Source organism: Geobacillus sp. PLS 41 (assembly GCF_056494105.1).
In genome coordinates this window covers 1,226,758-1,244,705 of record NZ_CM151395.1, presented here as the reverse complement: position 1 = coordinate 1,244,705, position 17,948 = coordinate 1,226,758, and the positions used below count along the sequence as shown (strand labels likewise).

Genomic DNA, 17,948 nt, shown 5'->3' with positions numbered 1-17,948 from the left:
GGCGATCGCAAAATTTCGCCGCCTGAAATGGAAATGCCGCAATGAAAAAAGCGTCGCCCGCTTTGGGGGGATCAGCACGAAAACGGCCCAAAGAATCCCACGGTCTGGAGCCGTGTGGAGTGTCAAGTCCGGTAAATGACCATGGCGGAAAAACAGTAGATTTGCTCGCCTTCCGATTCCATCGCCGCCACACTGTACTTGACATCGATCAACTGTCCGTCTTTCAATCGGGCTAAAAAATCATTGACCGCCGCTTCCAAATCTTTTTCATGCTCTTTATCAAACACTTTCACTTTGTACATCTCCATTCCCCCGTTTTCTTTTTCCTTTTCCACGCATTTAGGGAAAATCCTGCCCACAAAAGGCGTCACGCGCCCTCGAACAGCGGGACGCGTGACGTCAGAAACTTCATTCGTCTTAATACACTCCAACCGCATTGAACGCCTGTTTCACCGAGTTGACTTCTTGGCTTGTCGACCCGTACAAATCAGCGGCCGCTTGCACGCAGGCCGCGCGCAGCTGGCTGAAGTTCGACGTCGGCGTCAAATAGTAGACAAGCGCCCGGTAGAAAATTTTCCCCATTTTGTCGCGGCCGATGCCGGTGACGCTTACGCCGTAATGGACGCCGCCTTGGCTGAGCAAGTACGCCGCTTTATTGATGATGCCGCTGTTTGTATGGACTCCTCCATTGTCTTGTGTGCCGGTGTACCGTTTGGAATAATGATCCGGATCGCCGTATTTCGCCGGATCCGACATGGAGCGAAGCGCGTCGCCGGCAATTCCCGGCGTGTAAATGTCTTCGCCGATCTCCCAGTCCGGGTTGCGGTTGGCGTAGAACTCCACGAGCGTGCCGAAAATATCGGACATCGCTTCATTGATGGCGCCGGATTCGTTTTGGTAAACAAGCCCGGCCGTATAATCCGTCACCGCATGGGTCAACTCATGCCCAACGACGTCAATGCCGCCGGAAAACGGCAAAAACGTCTGTCCGTCGCCATCGCCGTACACCATTTGCGAACCATTCCAAAACGCGTTGTTGTAGCCGCGGCCGTAATGGACGGTCGAACGGATGGCGGCGTTGCTGCCGTCATAGCTTAGCCGGCCGTGCACATTTTTGTAGTAATCATACACGACGCCGGCGTAATAATGGGCGTCCACGGCCGCCGCGTCATAGCTGGCGAAAAATTGATTGTCGACATCGGCCCATAAGCTGCCGGGCAAAACGGTGCGGTTTCGTCCGTCATACGTAAAAATGCCGCTGCCGCGCGTATTGTCTTGCAAATAGTAGTAGCCATAATACGAGGAATACGTCGTATTGATATATTTCTGATCCCCCAACACACCGCGGCCCACGCCGACCGTCGACGTGCCGGCGACCGGCTGCCCGCCGCCCGGCTTCGCCTCGTCCATTTGGTTCCATTTGTTCAACACTTTTCCGTCTGCGGCATCGATCATGTAGATCCAGTTGCCTGGGACAGGGGTTAAAAAGCGGACATTGACTTCATAGGCGAGGCGCGGGGTCTCCCCATCCGGATAGATGACAAGCCGCGTTGGTTTTCCCTCTTCGGCCGCCGGCCGTTCTTTCGTCACCGCATCAGCCACATCTTGTTTCGCGATCATTTCCGCTTGTTGAATGGAAATGGCAGCTTCTGTTTTCAACGTTCGTTTGTCCAAATTCGGAATGAGCGTACCCGACAAAGAGGACAATTCGCCATCGTTGACATGGGCAACGAGCACGGCGCCATACACTGGGATGCCGTGATAGCGCTGTTCAAAACGCATGACCGTATGGCCGAGTTCATCCGTTTGTTTGCCAATCAAGCTCAGCCGTTCGCGGGCTTGTCCACCAAGCTGGAACGTATTCTTCTCTTGATCAAGATAACGGTAAACCAATTCTTCCGGAGCATCCTCGCCTTTTAACAGCGAACCAGAAACGAACGACGGCGTCTTCCACTGTTCGTTCCACACCATTGATTTTTCCTTCGCCGAAGCCCCGAACGGCCAAGCCATCAATCCAAACGCCAACCCAATCGCGCCAAGCATCGCCCGTTTGTTCATTCCCTTTACCCCTTTCTTATATTTTCAAATTATTTATTCTAGTAAAAATTTTATTACAATATATTTTGATTGGGTATTGGGAAAATGATCGGGCGACATGCGTCCTGATCCGGCAGCCTATTTTCCGTTTTTCCCTCTTTGCGGCTTTCCGCCTGCGACAAAACAGCCAAAGTGAAACACGACCGACAGCGAAGCTGCCAAGCGGAAAAAACGATTGATCTTTTTCGCTTGAGCCGACGGATTTCCACAGAACGTGCTTTGACGGACGAAACAAAAAACCGACTCATCCCCCGCTTTCGCCCCATGGCGAAAACAGGAGACGGATCGGTTCGAAGAAGATCAACACAGACAGGCAAAGCGCCAATCCAGCCGCTTCTTTTATCGGGCGATCACCGTCGGCGGCGGATGCTCATCTTTAGCCGCTTCTTTCACCCCGATGCCTTGGCCAAAGGCTGAAGCGAGGCCAAGGACGGCGAGAACGATGATCACAACGACCCGCTTTTTCACGAGCTTCACCTCCTTTCAAACGCCTGTTTGCGCCCGCAAGAGAGCGCAACTTAATTGATAATATTGGGCCGCCTGCTTGTATTGGCGCCTCCGCATATAACAATCCGCCAAATATTCGGCATACAATGACGCGTCGTCATACTCCTTCTTTTTTTGGAAATAGGGAATCGCCTCCTGTTTGAGCAGCCGCTCCAACGGTTCATCTTCTTCGCTCAAAAGCAGCCGGTAAATGGAAAAATGCAAATAATACTCATAATGCTCGGACGCGCCGTTAGGGGCTTGTTCGAGCTGTTTCCACCCTTCCTCGACAGCCATCAACGCTTTGCGATAATGCTTGGCATCACAATGCACGCGCACGAGCGACAAAAGCGTGATGAGCCGGGAATCCAGCGGAGCGGCCTCTTTATAGATCAAACTGTTCTCATAATGTTGCACCGCCTCGCGGTATTGACGTTTCATTCCTTTCAAGTGGCCGAGATTGTGTTCCACAATCCCAAGAAGCCGTCGATCATCCACCATCCTCGCCGCCTTTTGGGCCAGCAGACAATGGTCAACCGCTTTATCGATCTCCCCGCAGCGCCGATGGCAAATCGCCAGCAGCACATGGCATTCGGCGCTCCGCCGCAAGTCGTATTCCGCCTGGCTGAGCGCCAGCGCGCGCTCGGCGTAATGAAGGCATTGAAACCATTTCCACAGACGGCTGCATGCAAGCGCCGACAAGTAAGCCAAATCGGCCTCCTCCCCGCTCGTTTTCCATTCTCCCTTCAACAACTCTTCTGCCTTTTGATAACAATGCAAGGCGTCGTCATATTTTTCTTGACAATAATATAAAAGCCCAAAAAACTTCCAATAATAATAGCGCATGTCATCACTCAACGACCCATACCAGTCCCGCACGCTTTGCGCCGCCGTTTCCGCCCCCTTTTTGTCGCCAAGAAGCAGCCAATACCGGATTCGCATCAGCTGAAAATAAATCATGGCTTCGGCATCCCCAGACTGCTCGCATCGTTCTTTGACCGTTTCATACAGTTCCCGCGCGGCAGGCACATCACGGTTCGTCATCGCCTTATACCACGACATCACCCATTCGAACCATGAAGGCATTGTTTCGTTTCCACCCGGCCGGATGTCCAGCCGCCGAAACAGCCATTCGAGCACCTCTTGGCTCGGTATGACTTGGTTATTCTCAATTTTCGATAAATAAGAAACCGAAATAATGCCTTCAGCCGTTTCTTCTTGGGTCAGGCCTTTCATCAAGCGGGCGAATTTCAAGCGGTCGCCGAGTTTCAACAGAGAGCTCCTCCTTCGAACAAGTGTCTGATTTTACCGAAAATTATATCCTTTCCTTTTTTTTTCTTGCATCACACTTTGGTACTAAAACAAAATGGAAAAAGCGCCCCTAAAAGCTGGGACGCTTTTTCGCTCCTACCCCGCAAGCGGACCGGGGAAGCGCAAGCCGCCGACGCATGAAAAGGCCCGCGGCAGCCAGCCATTCCTCTGCCTCTTGACTGAACGGGGCCGTTCGGATGGATCCATTTCCCATCCGCTGACACGTTCCGTCGTTTTGGTCTCGACAAAAACGGGATCACTTGGATGACGGCCCGCCGCCATGCCCTGTTCTTTGAGCCGGAAGCGCTTATCGCTTCGGCACTGTTTCGCCTTCCCACTCGAGCATGCCGCCCGTCATGTTGCGGACGCGATAGCCAAGCTCTTGCAAGTAGCGGCAGACGTTTTCGCTCCGCCGTCCGGAGCGGCAGACGAAAATATATTCTTCGTTGCGGTCGAATTCCTCAAGCCGATCGGGGATGTCGCCCATTTTAATATGTTTGGCGCCGGGGATCATGCCGAGGGCGACTTCCTCGTCTTCGCGCACATCGACAATGTTCAGCTTTTCCCCGCGTTCGAGTTTTTCTTTCACTTCAGCCGGCGTGATTTCCTTGATCTCTTCCATGGCAGATCGACCCCTTTCGTTGGTGGATAGGGAGCGGGCCGAAGCCCGCCCTCATCATCAGTTGGCGACGATATTGACGAGCTTGCCGGGGACGGCGATCACTTTGCGCACGGTTTTGCCCTCAAGCTGCTCTTTGATTTTTTCATCGGCGAGCGCCCGCTCCTCGAGCGCTTCTTTTGGCAAGTCAACGGGCACGTGCAAGCGCGACCGCACTTTGCCGTTGATTTGCACGACGATTTCCACGACGTCTTCCACAAGCTTCGTTTCATCATACGTCGGCCACGGTTCATAGGCGATCGTGTCCGTGTGGCCAAGCTTTTGCCACAGCTCCTCGCCGATGTGCGGGCAGACCGGCGACAAGAGCTTGACGAAGCCTTCCATGTATTCTTTTTTCATTTGCTCCGCTTTGTACGCTTCGTTGATGAACACCATAAGCTGCGAAATGGCGGTGTTAAAGCGGAGCGCTTCATAGTCTTCCGTCACTTTTTTCACCGTTTGGTGATAGATGCGCTCGAGCGTATCGTTCGCCGGTTCGTCGACAATGTTCGGGTTCAGTTCGCCATTCTCGGTGACAAAGAGTCTCCAGACGCGGTCGAGGAAGCGCCGCGCCCCGTCAAGCCCTTTCGTCGACCAAGCGATCGACGCCTCAAGTGGCCCCATGAACATTTCATACAGCCGCAAGGTGTCGGCCCCATGGCTTTCGATGATGTCGTCCGGGTTGACGACGTTGCCTTTTGATTTGCTCATTTTTTCGTTGTTTTCGCCTAAAATCATCCCTTGGTTGAACAGCTTTTGGAACGGTTCTTTCGTCGGCACGATGCCAAGGTCATAGAGAAACTTATGCCAGAAGCGGGCATAAAGCAAATGCAAAACCGCGTGCTCCGCCCCGCCGATGTAAACATCGACCGGCAGCCACTTTTTCAGCTTTTCCGGATCGGCGAGCTGCTTGTCGTTGTGCGGGTCGATGTAGCGTAAATAATACCAGCAGCTTCCAGCCCATTGCGGCATCGTGTTCGTTTCGCGCCGCCCTTTTTTCCCGGTTTTCGGGTCGACAACATTGACCCATTCTTCGATGTTGGCCAGCGGCGACTCGCCCGTTCCCGACGGACGGATTTCATCCGTTTTCGGCAGCACAAGCGGCAATTCCTCTTCCGGCACCGGCGTCATCGTGCCGTCTTCCCAATGGATGATCGGAATCGGCTCGCCCCAGTAGCGCTGGCGGCTGAACAGCCAGTCGCGCAGCCGGTACGACACTTTTTTCCGCCCTTTGCCGTGCTCCTCAAGCCAGGCGATCATTTTGTCGATCGCTTCCTGCTTGTTCAAGCCGTTCAAAAACTCGGAGTTGATATGCTCGCCATCTCCGGTGTACGCTTCCTTTTCGATATTCCCGCCGGCGACGACTTCTTTCATCGGCAAGTGGAATTTTTTCGCAAACTCGTAGTCGCGCTCATCGTGCGCCGGCACGGCCATGATCGCTCCGGTGCCGTAGCTCATCAAGACGTAGTCAGCGATCCAAATCGGAAGCCGATCGCCGGTGACCGGGTGAATGGCGTACGCGCCGGTGAACACGCCCGTTTTTTCTTTCGCCAAATCGGTGCGCTCAAGGTCGCTTTTGCTTTGAATTTCCTTTAAGTAGGCGTCAACGGCTGGCTTTTGCTCCGGCGTCGTGATTTTTTCAACGAGCGGATGCTCCGGCGCCAAGACGGTGTACGTCGCGCCAAACAGCGTATCCGGACGCGTCGTGAACACGGTGAATGTTTCGTCATGGCCGTCGACGGCGAACTCGATTTCCGCTCCTTCCGAACGGCCAATCCAGTTGCGCTGCATCTCCTTAATGCTTTCCGGCCAGTCGAGCTCTTCCAAATCTTCAAGCAAGCGGTCGGCATAGGCGGTGATTTTCAGCATCCATTGCCGCATCGGCTTGCGGATGACCGGATGCCCGCCGCGCTCGCTCCGGCCGTTGATCACCTCTTCGTTCGCCAGCACCGTGCCGAGCGCCGGGCACCAGTTGACCGGCACTTCATCCATGTAGGCGAGCCCTTTTTCATACAGCTTCAAGAAAATCCATTGCGTCCATTTGTAATAGTTCGGGTCGGTCGTATTGATCTCCCGGTCCCAGTCGTACGAAAAGCCAAGCGATTTGATTTGCCGGCGGAAATTGTCGATGTTTTTTTGCGTAAACTCCGCCGGGTCGTTGCCGGTATCGAGCGCATATTGCTCGGCCGGCAGCCCGAACGCGTCCCAGCCCATCGGGTGAAGGACGTTGTACCCTTGCATCCGCTTCATGCGCGCCAAAATATCGGTCGCCGTATATCCTTCCGGATGGCCGACGTGCAAGCCGGCGCCGGATGGATACGGGAACATGTCGAGAACGTAAAACTTCGGCTTGTCATCATCATCGGACGTGCGGAACGTTTTGTTTTTCTCCCAATAGTCCTGCCATTTTTGTTCAATTTCGCGGTGGTTGAAGCTCATCGCAGCACTCCTCCTATCAAGTTCTACTTGCATCATTGACGAAAATATGTACAAAAAAACCCCCCCATCCCCACAGCAAAGGGACGAGAGGCGCGCTTCCCGCGGTACCACCCTTTTTGGCGCGCCAAACGGCGCACCCGCTTTCTTCCTTAACGCGGATGGACGGCCGGCGCTGTCGATGACCGTTCACGCCGGCAACTCCGAGGCGAGTTCACGAGCCGACTTCGGTTGACTCGCACCATCCGTCAACTCTCTGCCGTCCGTCGGGCCCGCTACTGCTCCTCTTCACCGTTATTCGCCTTATTCGCACGTCAACTACCCCCACTTCGCTAACGCTTGAAGTGGGGGCTTGCAACTCCCCAGAAGTGCAAACGGACTTCGTCCTCCTTCCTTGACTTGGGGTTGCATCAGGGGGCAGGTTGACGACTACCCAACGACGCAGGTCATGCCTGCATCGTTACCGATTCTCTCGGTGTGTCTGTTGGCAGTACTTGGCTTCCACACACAACAGACAGACCTACGCTCATGTTTTACGGTTGCAACGTTTCCTGCAACCAACTCCATCCATCGAGCAGCCGTTATTGGAGTGCCTTTATTTAACAGTTTTCTCCACGTCTTTATTCTATCATACACAAAAGAAAGGGGGAACGCACATTCCTCTCCCACTTACTCCCTTTGGTCGTTGAAGTGGGAGTCTCCTGCGCGAAATAGGATGAATCGAGCGATGAGTGGACAGAATGACAAATTTATTATTATTTTAAAAAATTTGTCGATCAATTGCAAGCCGAAATCTATACGGAAGCCGCGGTTTTTTCATCCGCGTTCTCCGTCCGCTTCGGGAGCCGACGATCATGCAAAAGCGCGGCCAGCACCGCCAATAAGGCAAACAATGCTAACATCATGATGAGCAGTTTCATTCCAAACAGATCGGCGACCGAGCCGCCGATGACCGGTCCGATCATCCGTCCGGCCGTGGCCGTCCCGTTGACGATTCCTTGGTAAAACCCGGCTTTCCCCGGGGGCGCCCATTCGTTCACCGCGGCCGGAATCGCCGGCCAGACGATCATCTCGGCGATCGTGAGCACCATCATGGACGCGGCAAACTCTGCAAACGAATGCGCCCCCAACAGCATGGCAAACGAAACGGCGAAAATAAAAAAACCGATCACGATTTGCCGCTTCAACGTCGGCATGAAGCGGCGGATGACCGCTGACAACAGCGGCTGGGCCAAGACGATCAACGCTCCGTTGATCGTCCAAAGCAAGCTGTACTGCCCGACTGGTATCCCGAGCTCGCGTGTATAGGCGGCGATCGTCGTCGACCATTGGACATAGCTCAACCAACACAGTCCATAGCCGGCGCAAAGGAGGGCAAGCGCCCAGCCCGCGGAGCGGGATGGCGCTCTTTCCGCTTCTCCGGATCGTTTCTTTCTCGGCGGCGGCAAGAGCGGAACGCGGCGCAGCCCGGCCACAACCGTAAACAAAAACGCGGCATACAACAAAAGATTGGCGAAAAAAACGAGCGAGAACGAATATGAAGCGACAAGCCCGCCAAGCGCCGACCCGACGGCGACGCCGATGTTTTGCGCGACATACAAGGCGTTGAACGCCCGCCGCCCCCCTTCCGGCCAAATCGCCCCGGCGTACGCCGACGCGGCCGGAAAGACGACGCCGCTGCCAACGCCGACAAACGCCAAAAACACCGCATAATGCGGCCAACCGTGCCAAACGCTTAAGCCGCCGAGCGCGGCTATCGTCAACATCGCTCCGGCCAACAAAACGCGAAACCCGCCGATCCGGTCAAACAAAAAGCCGCCGGCCAAGCTGCCGATGACGCTTCCCCCAGAGTTGAGCATGAGCACGACACCAGCGACAGCGAGCGGCTGGCCGAGCTGTTCGTGCAAATAGATCGTGTTTAGCGGCCATAGAAACGACGCCCCTGTCACATTGAGCGCCATGCCGACAAGCAGCCACCAAAGAGCGCGGGGCATCGGTCATCATCCTTTTCTGGTTTTTATTTTGAGTTCCGAAATAATTGTAGGGGAAAACAGGAAAAAATGCAATCAAAAAGGCGGAGCGTTCCGATGCGTCCGCCACTTTTTTGCCAAACTAACTCCCCACGGAAACAATGGCTTTTGAAGCGGGGCTCCTGCGCGAAAAGAAGAACAAGTTGGAGCGGCTTCCGCCCCTTTGGCTTGTCGTCACCCGTTCCGCTGCTTGGAGCGGATCGGTTGGCCGCCCGTTTCCTCGTATTGCTTTTTCGCCAGCTTCACCGGGTCAAAGTCTTGACCAAGCTCAAGATCGTTATTGTTTTGGCCGTTGCGTGTTTTTTGTTCCGGATTCGTTTGTTTCAAGCGTCGCTTCATGTTGTGTTCCTCCTCGTTTCAGCGGTCAAGCAAAATCATGTCGTTTTGCAATTGCTCCAGTTGGAGCCGCATCCGATGCAGCTGCTCACGCTGCTGGGCGTTGCAGCTTCGCGCCAAGTGCGCTAAATCGATGACCGTCTGCTCGAGCATCTGCTGGGCGTTGGTGTATTCGGTGATGTTGTAATGCTCCTGCTTTTGCGCTTCCGTATATTGCTCTTTCGCGTAGCGGATCACATCTTCACACCGCTGCAAAAATTCCTCAACGGATTGTCTTGTCGCCATGCGCTCACCTCGTTTCGTGATATTCCCTCATGTTTACTATGCGCCGCATAGGCCGGCCGTATCACGCCAATGATTGGCAGCGGTCGATTTTCCATGAAGTTTTTGTTACAATGCCGACGTGAGGATCTTCGTTCAGCTCGATCAATGTCGGTCAGCTCAAGGTTTTCTGTCACGCCGGCGCAGAGGATGGAAAGTTTAGGGGAAAAGCGATGGCATCCGACACTTTGGCGCAACGCCACGCCTGCCAACGTAAACGATGAAACGATCACAAGGAGGGGCCAACCGATGGCTTTGATGAACATTTTGCCGTTTGCCCGCTTTTTGCTTGATCAAGCGGTCAACGAAGGCGACATCGCCGTCGACGCGACCGTCGGCAACGGGCACGACACCGTGTATTTGGCCGAACGCGTCGGGGAGACAGGCCATGTGTTCGGCTTTGACATTCAGCCTGAGGCCATCACCGCCGCTTCCGCCCGCCTCGCGGAACATGGGCTATGCGGGCGGGCGACGTTGTTCGAGCGAAGCCATAGTGAACTGCTTGAGGCGCTTCCCGCCGATGTACACGGGCGCATCGCCGGCGCGGTGTTCAACCTCGGCTATTTGCCGGGCGGCAATAAGCAAATCGTCACCCAGCCGGAATCGACGATCGAAGCGGTCCGCCAGTTGCTTTCCGTCATGAAGCCGGGCGGCGTCATCGTTCTTGTCGTCTACCACGGCCATCCGGAAGGAAAGCGCGAACGCGACGCGCTCCTTGATTACGTCCGTTCTCTTGATCAACGGCGCGTCCATGCCTTGAAATACGAATTCATCAATCGGCAAAACAACCCGCCGTTTTTGCTCGCGCTCGAGAATCGGGCGGATGGGGGCGCCTGATTCCGTCCGATCCGCCGACGAACCACTGCTCTTGCCAATACAAGCAAACAGCCGCCCTTATGAAAAGGACAGCCGTTTTTGCCGCTCCTGCCAAAAGCGGTATGCTTTTCCGTTCCAATAGAAAAACTGCGACGCCGCCCCGCCGGCGCGGACGAGCCGGCGCGCCAGCCGGCGCAGCCCGCGCTGCTTTTTCACCTTGGCATCCGACAAATACAACCCAAGAAGCCCTCGGTGAATAAGGCGGTGAAACTCGCCGTGCGGAAGGGCGCCGACATGGCGGTCGGCCTCTTCGATGAAATGGCAAAGCCGCTCAAGCATCACCGTTTCATTCGGATAGTAAAAGCAAAAGTTTAAATCGCCGCCGTCCCGGTCTTCCTCCTGGTCGATCAAATAGTCGAGCAAAATGTGCAGTCCTTGAATGTACGGAAAATAACCGTCGCGCACTTGTCTCGCCATCTCCGGCGGCAGCGATTCGCCAAACGCATAGGCGACGAGGCAGAAAATGCCGAGCGTCGAACCGGAGCAGGCGGAAAACTCATACCATTCCATCGGCGGCAAGGCGTCTTTGTATTGCGCGAACCATTTCTCCAGCCGCGGCACCCGCTCGCTCGCTTCGACATGTTTATGCACTTGCAAGTCGCAATAATATCCGGCCAATTCATGCAAAAATGGGGCGATCGTCTCATAATGGCGCACCGTCTCGAGCACCTCTTGGCACGTGCGGACGAGCGCCGGCAAATAGCCGCCGTCTTCCTGTTCGCGGCGATGGCGGTAATAGTTCGACGGCTCCGCGCCGATCGTCAAAGCGTCCGGCATCGAATCGTGCAAGGCGCGAAAGTCGAGCGGATCGAGCGAGGTGCTGCGGTCGCACAAATTATCCAAATAATCGCTGATCGTCTGGTAAGCCACGATAAAGCGGATGCAATCCTCCATGTTTTCTCCGGCCAAGAGCGCCAAAATGGAGCCGCCTTCGCAATGGAACGTTTTCGAAGCGATGCTCGCCAAGGCCTGGCGCCGCAATTCCGGGTCGGGAATGCGCTCGGCCTGGCGCCGCCAATAGGCAAGCTCGCGGTGGACAAGCGGAAGCACGTCACGATACACCATTTTCATCAAGGCGATGGGGTTTTTCGGAATGTTCAATCGGCTCACCTCAGGTGCAAACACCATGGTCTCGTCTCCTAGCATTTCCATCTTATCAGCAACCAAAATCGTTTCGCGTCTGAACAGCCTGCGATCTCGTCTTCCAGTATTGCCATCAATGCGGGCGGGGCAAACCATAAAAGGGTTGGCGATGGAATGAAAAAACCGCTCAACAACGGTTCTTCTCACGTTGAGAAGCTTTGTGAAATCGGATCTTCTTTCCCGATCCCAACCACTCATCGGGCGAAACGAAACGTTTTTCACCAATCCCGACCAGGCGCGCTCACTTTCGTTGGCGATTTGGACGCAGCGTTGTACAATACATGGTGAACGATCGATTTTGCAGCAGAAAGGAACGAACGCCCATGATTTACCCATACAAAGGCAAAACGCCGCAAATTGCCGCCTCCGCCTTTATCGCCGACTATGTGACGATCACCGGCGATGTCGTGATCGGCGAAGAGACGAGCATTTGGTTCAATACCGTCATTCGCGGCGATGTGGCGCCAACGGTGATTGGCAACCGGGTCAATATTCAAGATAACTCAATTTTGCATCAAAGTCCAAACAATCCGCTTATCATTGAAGACGGTGTAACAGTCGGCCATCAAGTCATTTTGCACAGCGCCATCGTTCGCAAAAACGCGCTCATCGGCATGGGCTCGATCATTTTGGACCGCGCGGAAATCGGGGAAGGCGCGTTTATCGGCGCCGGCAGTTTAGTGCCGCCGGGCAAAAAAATTCCGCCCAACACGCTCGCCCTCGGCCGGCCGGCGAAAGTCGTCCGCGAACTGACGGAAGACGACATCCGTGAAATGGAGCGCATCCGCCGCGAATATGTCGAGAAAGGGCAGTATTACAAAGCGCTGCAGCAACAGCGGACATCGTGCGCCAACAAAAAAGAGCTGCCGTGATCAGGCAGCTCTTTTTCTTTCATCACTTGTCCGCCAACGCCAGCGCTTGTTCTTTCAACAAGGCGGCTTTGTCGGTGCGCTCCCACGGCAGGTCGATGTCCGTACGCCCAAAATGGCCGTAAGCAGCCGTCTGTTTGTAAATCGGGCGGCGAAGGTCGAGCATTTTGATGATGCCCGCCGGGCGGAGATCGAAGTTGTTGCGCACGACCTCAATCAAAATGTCTTCCGATACTTTGCCGGTGCCGAACGTATCGATCGAAATCGAAACTGGGCGGGCGACGCCGATCGCGTAGGCAAGCTGCACTTCGCATTTGTCGGCCAGTCCTGCCGCGACGATGTTTTTCGCGACATAGCGGGCCGCATACGCCGCCGAGCGGTCGACTTTCGTCGGATCTTTGCCCGAGAACGCGCCGCCGCCGTGGCGGGCGTAGCCGCCGTACGTATCGACGATGATTTTGCGCCCCGTCAACCCAGCATCCCCTTGCGGACCGCCGATGACAAACCGTCCTGTCGGGTTGATGAAATATTTCGTGTTCTCATCAAGCAGCTCTGCGGGCACGACCGGCTTGATGACCTGTTCTTTAATGTCGCGCTCGATTTGCTCTTGCGTAATTTCCGGATGGTGCTGCGCGGAAACGACGATCGTATCGACGCGCACCGGTTTGCCGTTTTCATCGTATTCGATCGTCACTTGCGTTTTCCCGTCCGGCCGCAAGTACGGCAAGACATCCGTTTTGCGCACTTCCGCCAATCGGCGCGCCAAGCGGTGCGCAAGCGAAATCGGCAACGGCATCAATTCTTCCGTCTCATTGCAGGCGAACCCAAACATCAATCCTTGGTCGCCGGCGCCAATCGCTTCAATTTCCTCGTCAGTCATCTGACCTTCGCGCGCCTCAAGCGCCCGGTTCACCCCCATCGCAATGTCCGGCGATTGTTCGTCAATCGACGTCAGCACCGCGCACGTATCGGCGTCAAATCCGTATTTGGCGCGCGTGTAGCCGATCTCCCGGACCGTATCGCGGACGATGCGCGGAATGTCCACGTATGTTGATGTCGTGATTTCCCCGCTCACGAGCACCAGCCCGGTCGTGACGCTCGTTTCGCAGGCGACGCGGGCGTTCGGATCTTTTTCCAAAATGGCATCCAAAATGGCGTCAGAAATTTGGTCGCAAATTTTATCCGGATGTCCTTCCGTCACAGACTCTGAAGTAAACAAGCGGCGTTTGGCTGACATTCGGTTTGTTTCCTCCTCTTGGCATAATGTGGCGACACGGAACTCATTTCCCTTTTTCCCTTCGCAATATAAAAAACCTTTCCTGTAACGGCTGAGGAAAGGTCATGGCAATCGTATTGCTTCCTTTCACTCTTATCGTTCAAGGACTGCGCCTTGCCACAGGTTAGCACCATTTCACACATGTACAGTTGTGACGGTTGCTGGGCTTCATCGGGCCTGTCCCTCCACCGGCTCGGGATAAGAGTATCCGTTCAATGACTTATCTTATCGCAATGGAATCGGCAAAGTCAACTATCAAAATTCATTTTTTATCATTTCCAGCCGAGAAAATTCTTTCCTCAAGGAAATCGACACATTGGGCAAAATAAAGTTTGAAAAACCCACACAATTAGTATGGACTATTAATAAAAATGTGTTATACTATTTTCAAGAGTGATTTCAAAAAGAAGGCAGGTTTTGAATATGGGGATCGCAAACATGACGAATAAGCTTGATGTATTGCTGCAAAAACCGTACGTGCATCATCAACTGTCCGTCGCCGAGCTCGTCGAGAAAGTCCTGCAGCGGAACGAAGGACGGCTGACGCACACCGGAGCCGTCGCGGTCACGACCGGCAAGTACACAGGGCGGTCGCCGAAAGACAAATACATCGTCGAAGAACCGTCAACGAAGCAAACGATCGACTGGGGAGCGGTCAACCAGCCGATGTCTCCGGAGACGTTTGATAAACTGTACGACAAAGTGCTCGACTATTTAATGAAGAAAGATGAACTGTTCGTGTTTAAAGGCTTTGCCGGCGCCGATCCGAAATACCGGCTGCCGATTCAAGTCGTCAACGAATTCGCCTGGCACAACTTGTTCGTCCATCAGCTGTTCATTCGGCCGAACGTCGAAGAGCTCGCCGTGCATGAGCCGCAATTCACCGTCATTTGCGCGCCGAACTTTAAAGCCGACCCGAAAGTCGACGGCACGCGCTCGGAAGCGTTCATCATCATCTCGTTTGAACGGCGCACCGTGTTGATCGGCGGCACCGAGTATGCCGGCGAAATGAAAAAATCGATTTTCTCGGTGATGAACTATTTGCTGCCGGAACAAGGCATCCTGCCGATGCACTGCTCGGCCAACGTCGGCCAGGAAGGCGACGTCGCCCTCTTTTTCGGCTTGTCGGGAACGGGAAAAACGACGCTCTCGACCGACCCGAACCGCCGCTTGATCGGCGATGATGAGCACGGCTGGTCAAACCGCGGCATTTTCAACATCGAAGGCGGCTGCTATGCGAAATGCATCAACCTATCGCGCGAGAAAGAGCCGCAAATTTTTGACGCCATCGGCTTCGGCGCGGTGCTCGAAAACGTCGTCCTCGACGACGCGACGCGGGTGCCGAATTACGACGACGGCACGCTGACGGAAAACACGCGCGCCGCCTACCCGCTTCAGGCGATCAAAAACATCGTCGACCCAAGCGTCGCCGGCCATCCGTCCACGATCGTGTTTTTGACGGCTGATGCGTTCGGCGTCCTGCCGCCAATCAGCAAGCTGACGCGTGAACAGGCGATGTACCATTTCTTAAGCGGCTACACAAGCAAACTCGCCGGCACCGAACGCGGCGTCACCGAACCGGAAGCAACGTTCTCAACGTGCTTTGGCGCACCGTTTTTGCCGCGCCCGGCCGTCGAATACGCGGAAATGCTCGGGCAAAAAATCGCCGAACACAACGTCCGCGTCTTTTTGGTCAACACCGGCTGGACAGGGGGACCGTACGGCGTCGGCAGCCGCATGAAGCTCGCCTACACCCGGGCGATGGTGCAAGCCGCCGTCGAAGGGGAGCTGGACAACGTCGAAACGGTGCAAGACCCGATTTTCGGCCTCGCCATCCCAACCCACGTCCCCGGCGTGCCGGATGACGTCCTGCAGCCGCAAAACACATGGGCTGACAAACAAGCATACGAACAAAAAGCAAAAGAGCTGGCGCAAAAGTTCCGCGCCAACTTCCGAAAGTTCGCCCATATCGACCCGACGATCGAAAAACTCGGCGGACCGCTCGTGTAACAAGAACCCGGCCGGACAGGGAACATCCTGTTCGGCCGGTTTTTCTGTTCTTTCCTCTGCTTTCGTCTCCGACACTGAATCGTTAGACATTTCTGTACGTCGGTCCGTTTCATTCGCCTCAAACAACCAGACTCGAGCAAACGCAATGAGCTTCTGTGTTTTCATTTGCCGCAATGGCCATGAGTTCTGCAAGGAATACGTAATGTCATCAAAAGATGGATGATTAATGAACTTGCGCATTATTTCTAAAGTTTTTACTCCCTGTTTCCCCAAGAATTGTGTTCTTACTTCTATTTCTCCAACTGTTTTCCGCAAATCATTCATATACTTATCACAATTTTTAGTATCATTAAACAAGTGATCAAGATGCATAATTCCTATAGAAACTCCAGCAGCATGATGATATGCTCTGTCTAAAGGCCTTTTGATTTTCAAGATACTCTAAACAGAATAAGGGGGAGGCTTCCATTGCTTCAGTATATCCATTTACCTTTAGCAGATTGTTGAAAATCAACCCGTTTTCCTTCGCTCCATCGTTTTGGGGCGTGGCAAAAAGCCAGTTTCATCAAAGACTGAAGATCTGATTTTTGGTTCATTTTGACTATTCCATCACCAGTCGTTTCGATGATCAAAGAGAGGATTGAGGTCATGAAAAATAAAACATTTCATTTCCTTTGGATCGGACAATCTTTCGCGAATTTCGGAGATGTGTTCTACATTGTTTCCGTTGTCTCTTACCTATATCATTTGACATCGAAAGCCATGGCTGCCGCATTAGTCCCTTTTTTCGTTACATTGTCGTTATTTATTAGCGGAATCGTCGCACCGATATTTTTCGAAAAATATAAACTAAAAACGTTATTGTCCTACGGACAAATGTGTAAAACATTTCTGCTGCTTTTTCTCTCGCTGTTTTTGCACTGGGGTGCGGAACATTACACTGCGATCGTTTATGTTTTTGTATCATTGATCGCTTTTTTAGATGGGATCAATAATCCGATTAAAAACTCCCTCGTTCCTTTTATCGTTTCCAAGGAGGAAATCTTGAAAGCCAACAGTTTTGTAAACACGTTAGACCAATTCATCAAACTTAGCGCATGGCCGATTGGGAGTTTGATTGTCAGTGTAGGGTCGCCGTTCCTTTTAATCAATATCACCTTATTGTTCTATGTCGTCTCAAGCATTCTCATGTTTCTGTTGCATATACAAGAACATACAAAGAAGAAGACGGCTCAAGGCAAAGGCCTAAAGAACTTTCTCCTTTCGATCAGTCTAGGATGGGAATACACTTGGAGAAATGTGCACGCTAAATCGATTAGCTTCATGTCATTTTTTGAAGGAATCGGAAATGGGGTCTGGATTTCGGCCATCCTTTATATGTATGTGAAAGAACAATTACATGTAGGAGAGGAATGGTGGGGATATATTAACTCTGTTTTCTTTGGCGGCATGGTGATAGGGGGATTGTTAAGCGTTAAGTTTAGTCAATCGGTTGAAAAAAATCAGCAATTTTTTGTATTGTTTGGCCCGTTTTGTATCGCTATTGTCACACTGTTATTTGGCACAACGACGCACGGTGCGCTGGCGCTTATGTATTCCACCCTGTATGGGATCATCGAACAATGGAAGGTGATTTGCCTTCAGACGATTCTGCAAAAAAATGCCCGGATGGACGCTCTGCCTCATGTTTTTTCCGTGCAGGGAGTCATTAGTTCCGTAACGTTCGGGATTTCCGCCTTATTGATGAGCTTTATAGCCGATGTTTACGGGATTCGCTTTTCGTTTTATTTGTCTGTTTGCTGCTTTTTGATCAGCGGCTGGATCAGTTATCGTCAGCGAAAAATCTGGAGTTATAAGGAGAACCAAAAAGGAGAAATCACTGGAACTATTTTGTGAGCTCCCTCTGTAAATGATCACTTTATTTCAGAACAAAGCAAAGGAATCAGTCTTGCTTAATCATATGGCAGAGTGCAAACCGAAGGATTGTTTGCGCTCCTGCCTTTTCAAAATTAGAATAAAAACGCCAATCGGGACGATGAACGTCACCGACAAATTCTGTCAATAGACTTTACCCTCGATGGCCGTAAGGTTCGAACGCA

At 53.2% G+C, this 17,948-nt stretch carries 15 protein-coding genes, 1 riboswitch and 1 other annotated feature; of the genes, 4 read left to right on the top strand and 11 right to left on the bottom strand.

What is annotated here, in order from left to right:
• Positions 1-122 precede the first annotated feature (122 nt).
• From ACVX3G_RS06195 to ACVX3G_RS06155, 9 genes are all read right to left on the bottom strand, one after another.
• Positions 123-302 carry a sporulation protein Cse60 gene (locus ACVX3G_RS06195; RefSeq protein ID WP_008880941.1) on the bottom strand — a complete coding sequence of 60 codons (180 nt, stop codon included), beginning with the start codon at positions 300-302 and terminating at the stop codon, positions 123-125.
• Between the two features lie 115 nt (positions 303-417).
• Positions 418-2,058 (bottom strand): M4 family metallopeptidase, encoded by a 1,641-nt coding sequence (locus ACVX3G_RS06190; protein ID WP_014196585.1) that lies wholly within the window; start codon positions 2,056-2,058, stop codon positions 418-420.
• A 378-nt stretch (positions 2,059-2,436) separates the two neighbouring features.
• Positions 2,437-2,565 (bottom strand): hypothetical protein, encoded by a 129-nt coding sequence (locus ACVX3G_RS06185; RefSeq protein ID WP_014196587.1) that lies wholly within the window; start codon positions 2,563-2,565, stop codon positions 2,437-2,439.
• 15 nt (positions 2,566-2,580) lie between these two features.
• Entirely contained in the window at positions 2,581-3,855 is a 1,275-nt protein-coding gene (locus tag ACVX3G_RS06180; protein ID WP_014196588.1) for a helix-turn-helix domain-containing protein, read from the bottom strand.
• Between the two features lie 346 nt (positions 3,856-4,201).
• A complete protein-coding gene (locus ACVX3G_RS06175) occupies positions 4,202-4,516 on the bottom strand; it encodes a rhodanese-like domain-containing protein (protein ID WP_013144427.1) in 315 nt (104 codons plus the stop codon).
• Between the two features lie 57 nt (positions 4,517-4,573).
• Entirely contained in the window at positions 4,574-6,991 is a 2,418-nt protein-coding gene (leuS, locus tag ACVX3G_RS06170) for a leucine--tRNA ligase (protein WP_014196589.1), read from the bottom strand.
• Positions 6,992-7,067: 76 nt separating this feature from the next.
• Positions 7,068-7,289: a binding site (T-box leader), on the bottom strand.
• Positions 7,290-7,782: 493 nt separating this feature from the next.
• Entirely contained in the window at positions 7,783-8,982 is a 1,200-nt protein-coding gene (locus ACVX3G_RS06165) for an MDR family MFS transporter (protein WP_014196590.1), read from the bottom strand.
• Positions 8,983-9,192: 210 nt separating this feature from the next.
• Positions 9,193-9,357, bottom strand: coding sequence for a hypothetical protein (locus ACVX3G_RS06160; RefSeq protein ID WP_011232316.1), 165 nt, complete (start codon positions 9,355-9,357; stop codon positions 9,193-9,195).
• An 18-nt stretch (positions 9,358-9,375) separates the two neighbouring features.
• Positions 9,376-9,639 (bottom strand): YtzC family protein, encoded by a 264-nt coding sequence (locus ACVX3G_RS06155; protein WP_011232317.1) that lies wholly within the window; start codon positions 9,637-9,639, stop codon positions 9,376-9,378.
• A 285-nt stretch (positions 9,640-9,924) separates the two neighbouring features.
• Here ACVX3G_RS06155 and mnmM point away from each other — a divergent pair, with 285 nt between their 5' ends.
• Entirely contained in the window at positions 9,925-10,512 is a 588-nt protein-coding gene (gene mnmM / locus ACVX3G_RS06150) for a tRNA 5-(aminomethyl)-2-thiouridylate-methyltransferase MnmM (protein ID WP_014196591.1), read from the top strand.
• Between the two features lie 57 nt (positions 10,513-10,569).
• Here the strand turns inward: mnmM and ACVX3G_RS06145 are convergent, their stop codons facing one another.
• Positions 10,570-11,679: a tetraprenyl-beta-curcumene synthase family protein gene (locus ACVX3G_RS06145; RefSeq protein ID WP_014196592.1), complete on the bottom strand. Its 1,110-nt coding sequence runs from the start codon at positions 11,677-11,679 to the stop codon at positions 10,570-10,572.
• 338 nt (positions 11,680-12,017) lie between these two features.
• Between ACVX3G_RS06145 and ACVX3G_RS06140 the strand changes: the two genes are divergently transcribed.
• Complete coding sequence (locus ACVX3G_RS06140) at positions 12,018-12,566, top strand: gamma carbonic anhydrase (RefSeq protein ID WP_013144421.1); 549 nt, start codon at positions 12,018-12,020, stop codon at positions 12,564-12,566.
• A 22-nt stretch (positions 12,567-12,588) separates the two neighbouring features.
• Here the strand turns inward: ACVX3G_RS06140 and metK are convergent, their stop codons facing one another.
• A complete protein-coding gene (metK, locus tag ACVX3G_RS06135; protein ID WP_014196594.1) occupies positions 12,589-13,800 on the bottom strand; it encodes a methionine adenosyltransferase in 1,212 nt (403 codons plus the stop codon).
• A gap of 129 nt (positions 13,801-13,929) precedes the next feature.
• Positions 13,930-14,044, bottom strand: a riboswitch (SAM riboswitch).
• A gap of 218 nt (positions 14,045-14,262) precedes the next feature.
• Between metK and pckA the strand changes: the two genes are divergently transcribed.
• On the top strand, positions 14,263-15,849 hold the full coding sequence (pckA, locus tag ACVX3G_RS06130; protein WP_033012294.1) for a phosphoenolpyruvate carboxykinase (ATP): 1,587 nt from the start codon (positions 14,263-14,265) through the stop codon (positions 15,847-15,849).
• A 648-nt stretch (positions 15,850-16,497) separates the two neighbouring features.
• Complete coding sequence (locus ACVX3G_RS06125; RefSeq protein WP_033845326.1) at positions 16,498-17,745, top strand: MFS transporter; 1,248 nt, start codon at positions 16,498-16,500, stop codon at positions 17,743-17,745.
• The last annotated feature ends 203 nt before the right edge of the window (positions 17,746-17,948 follow it).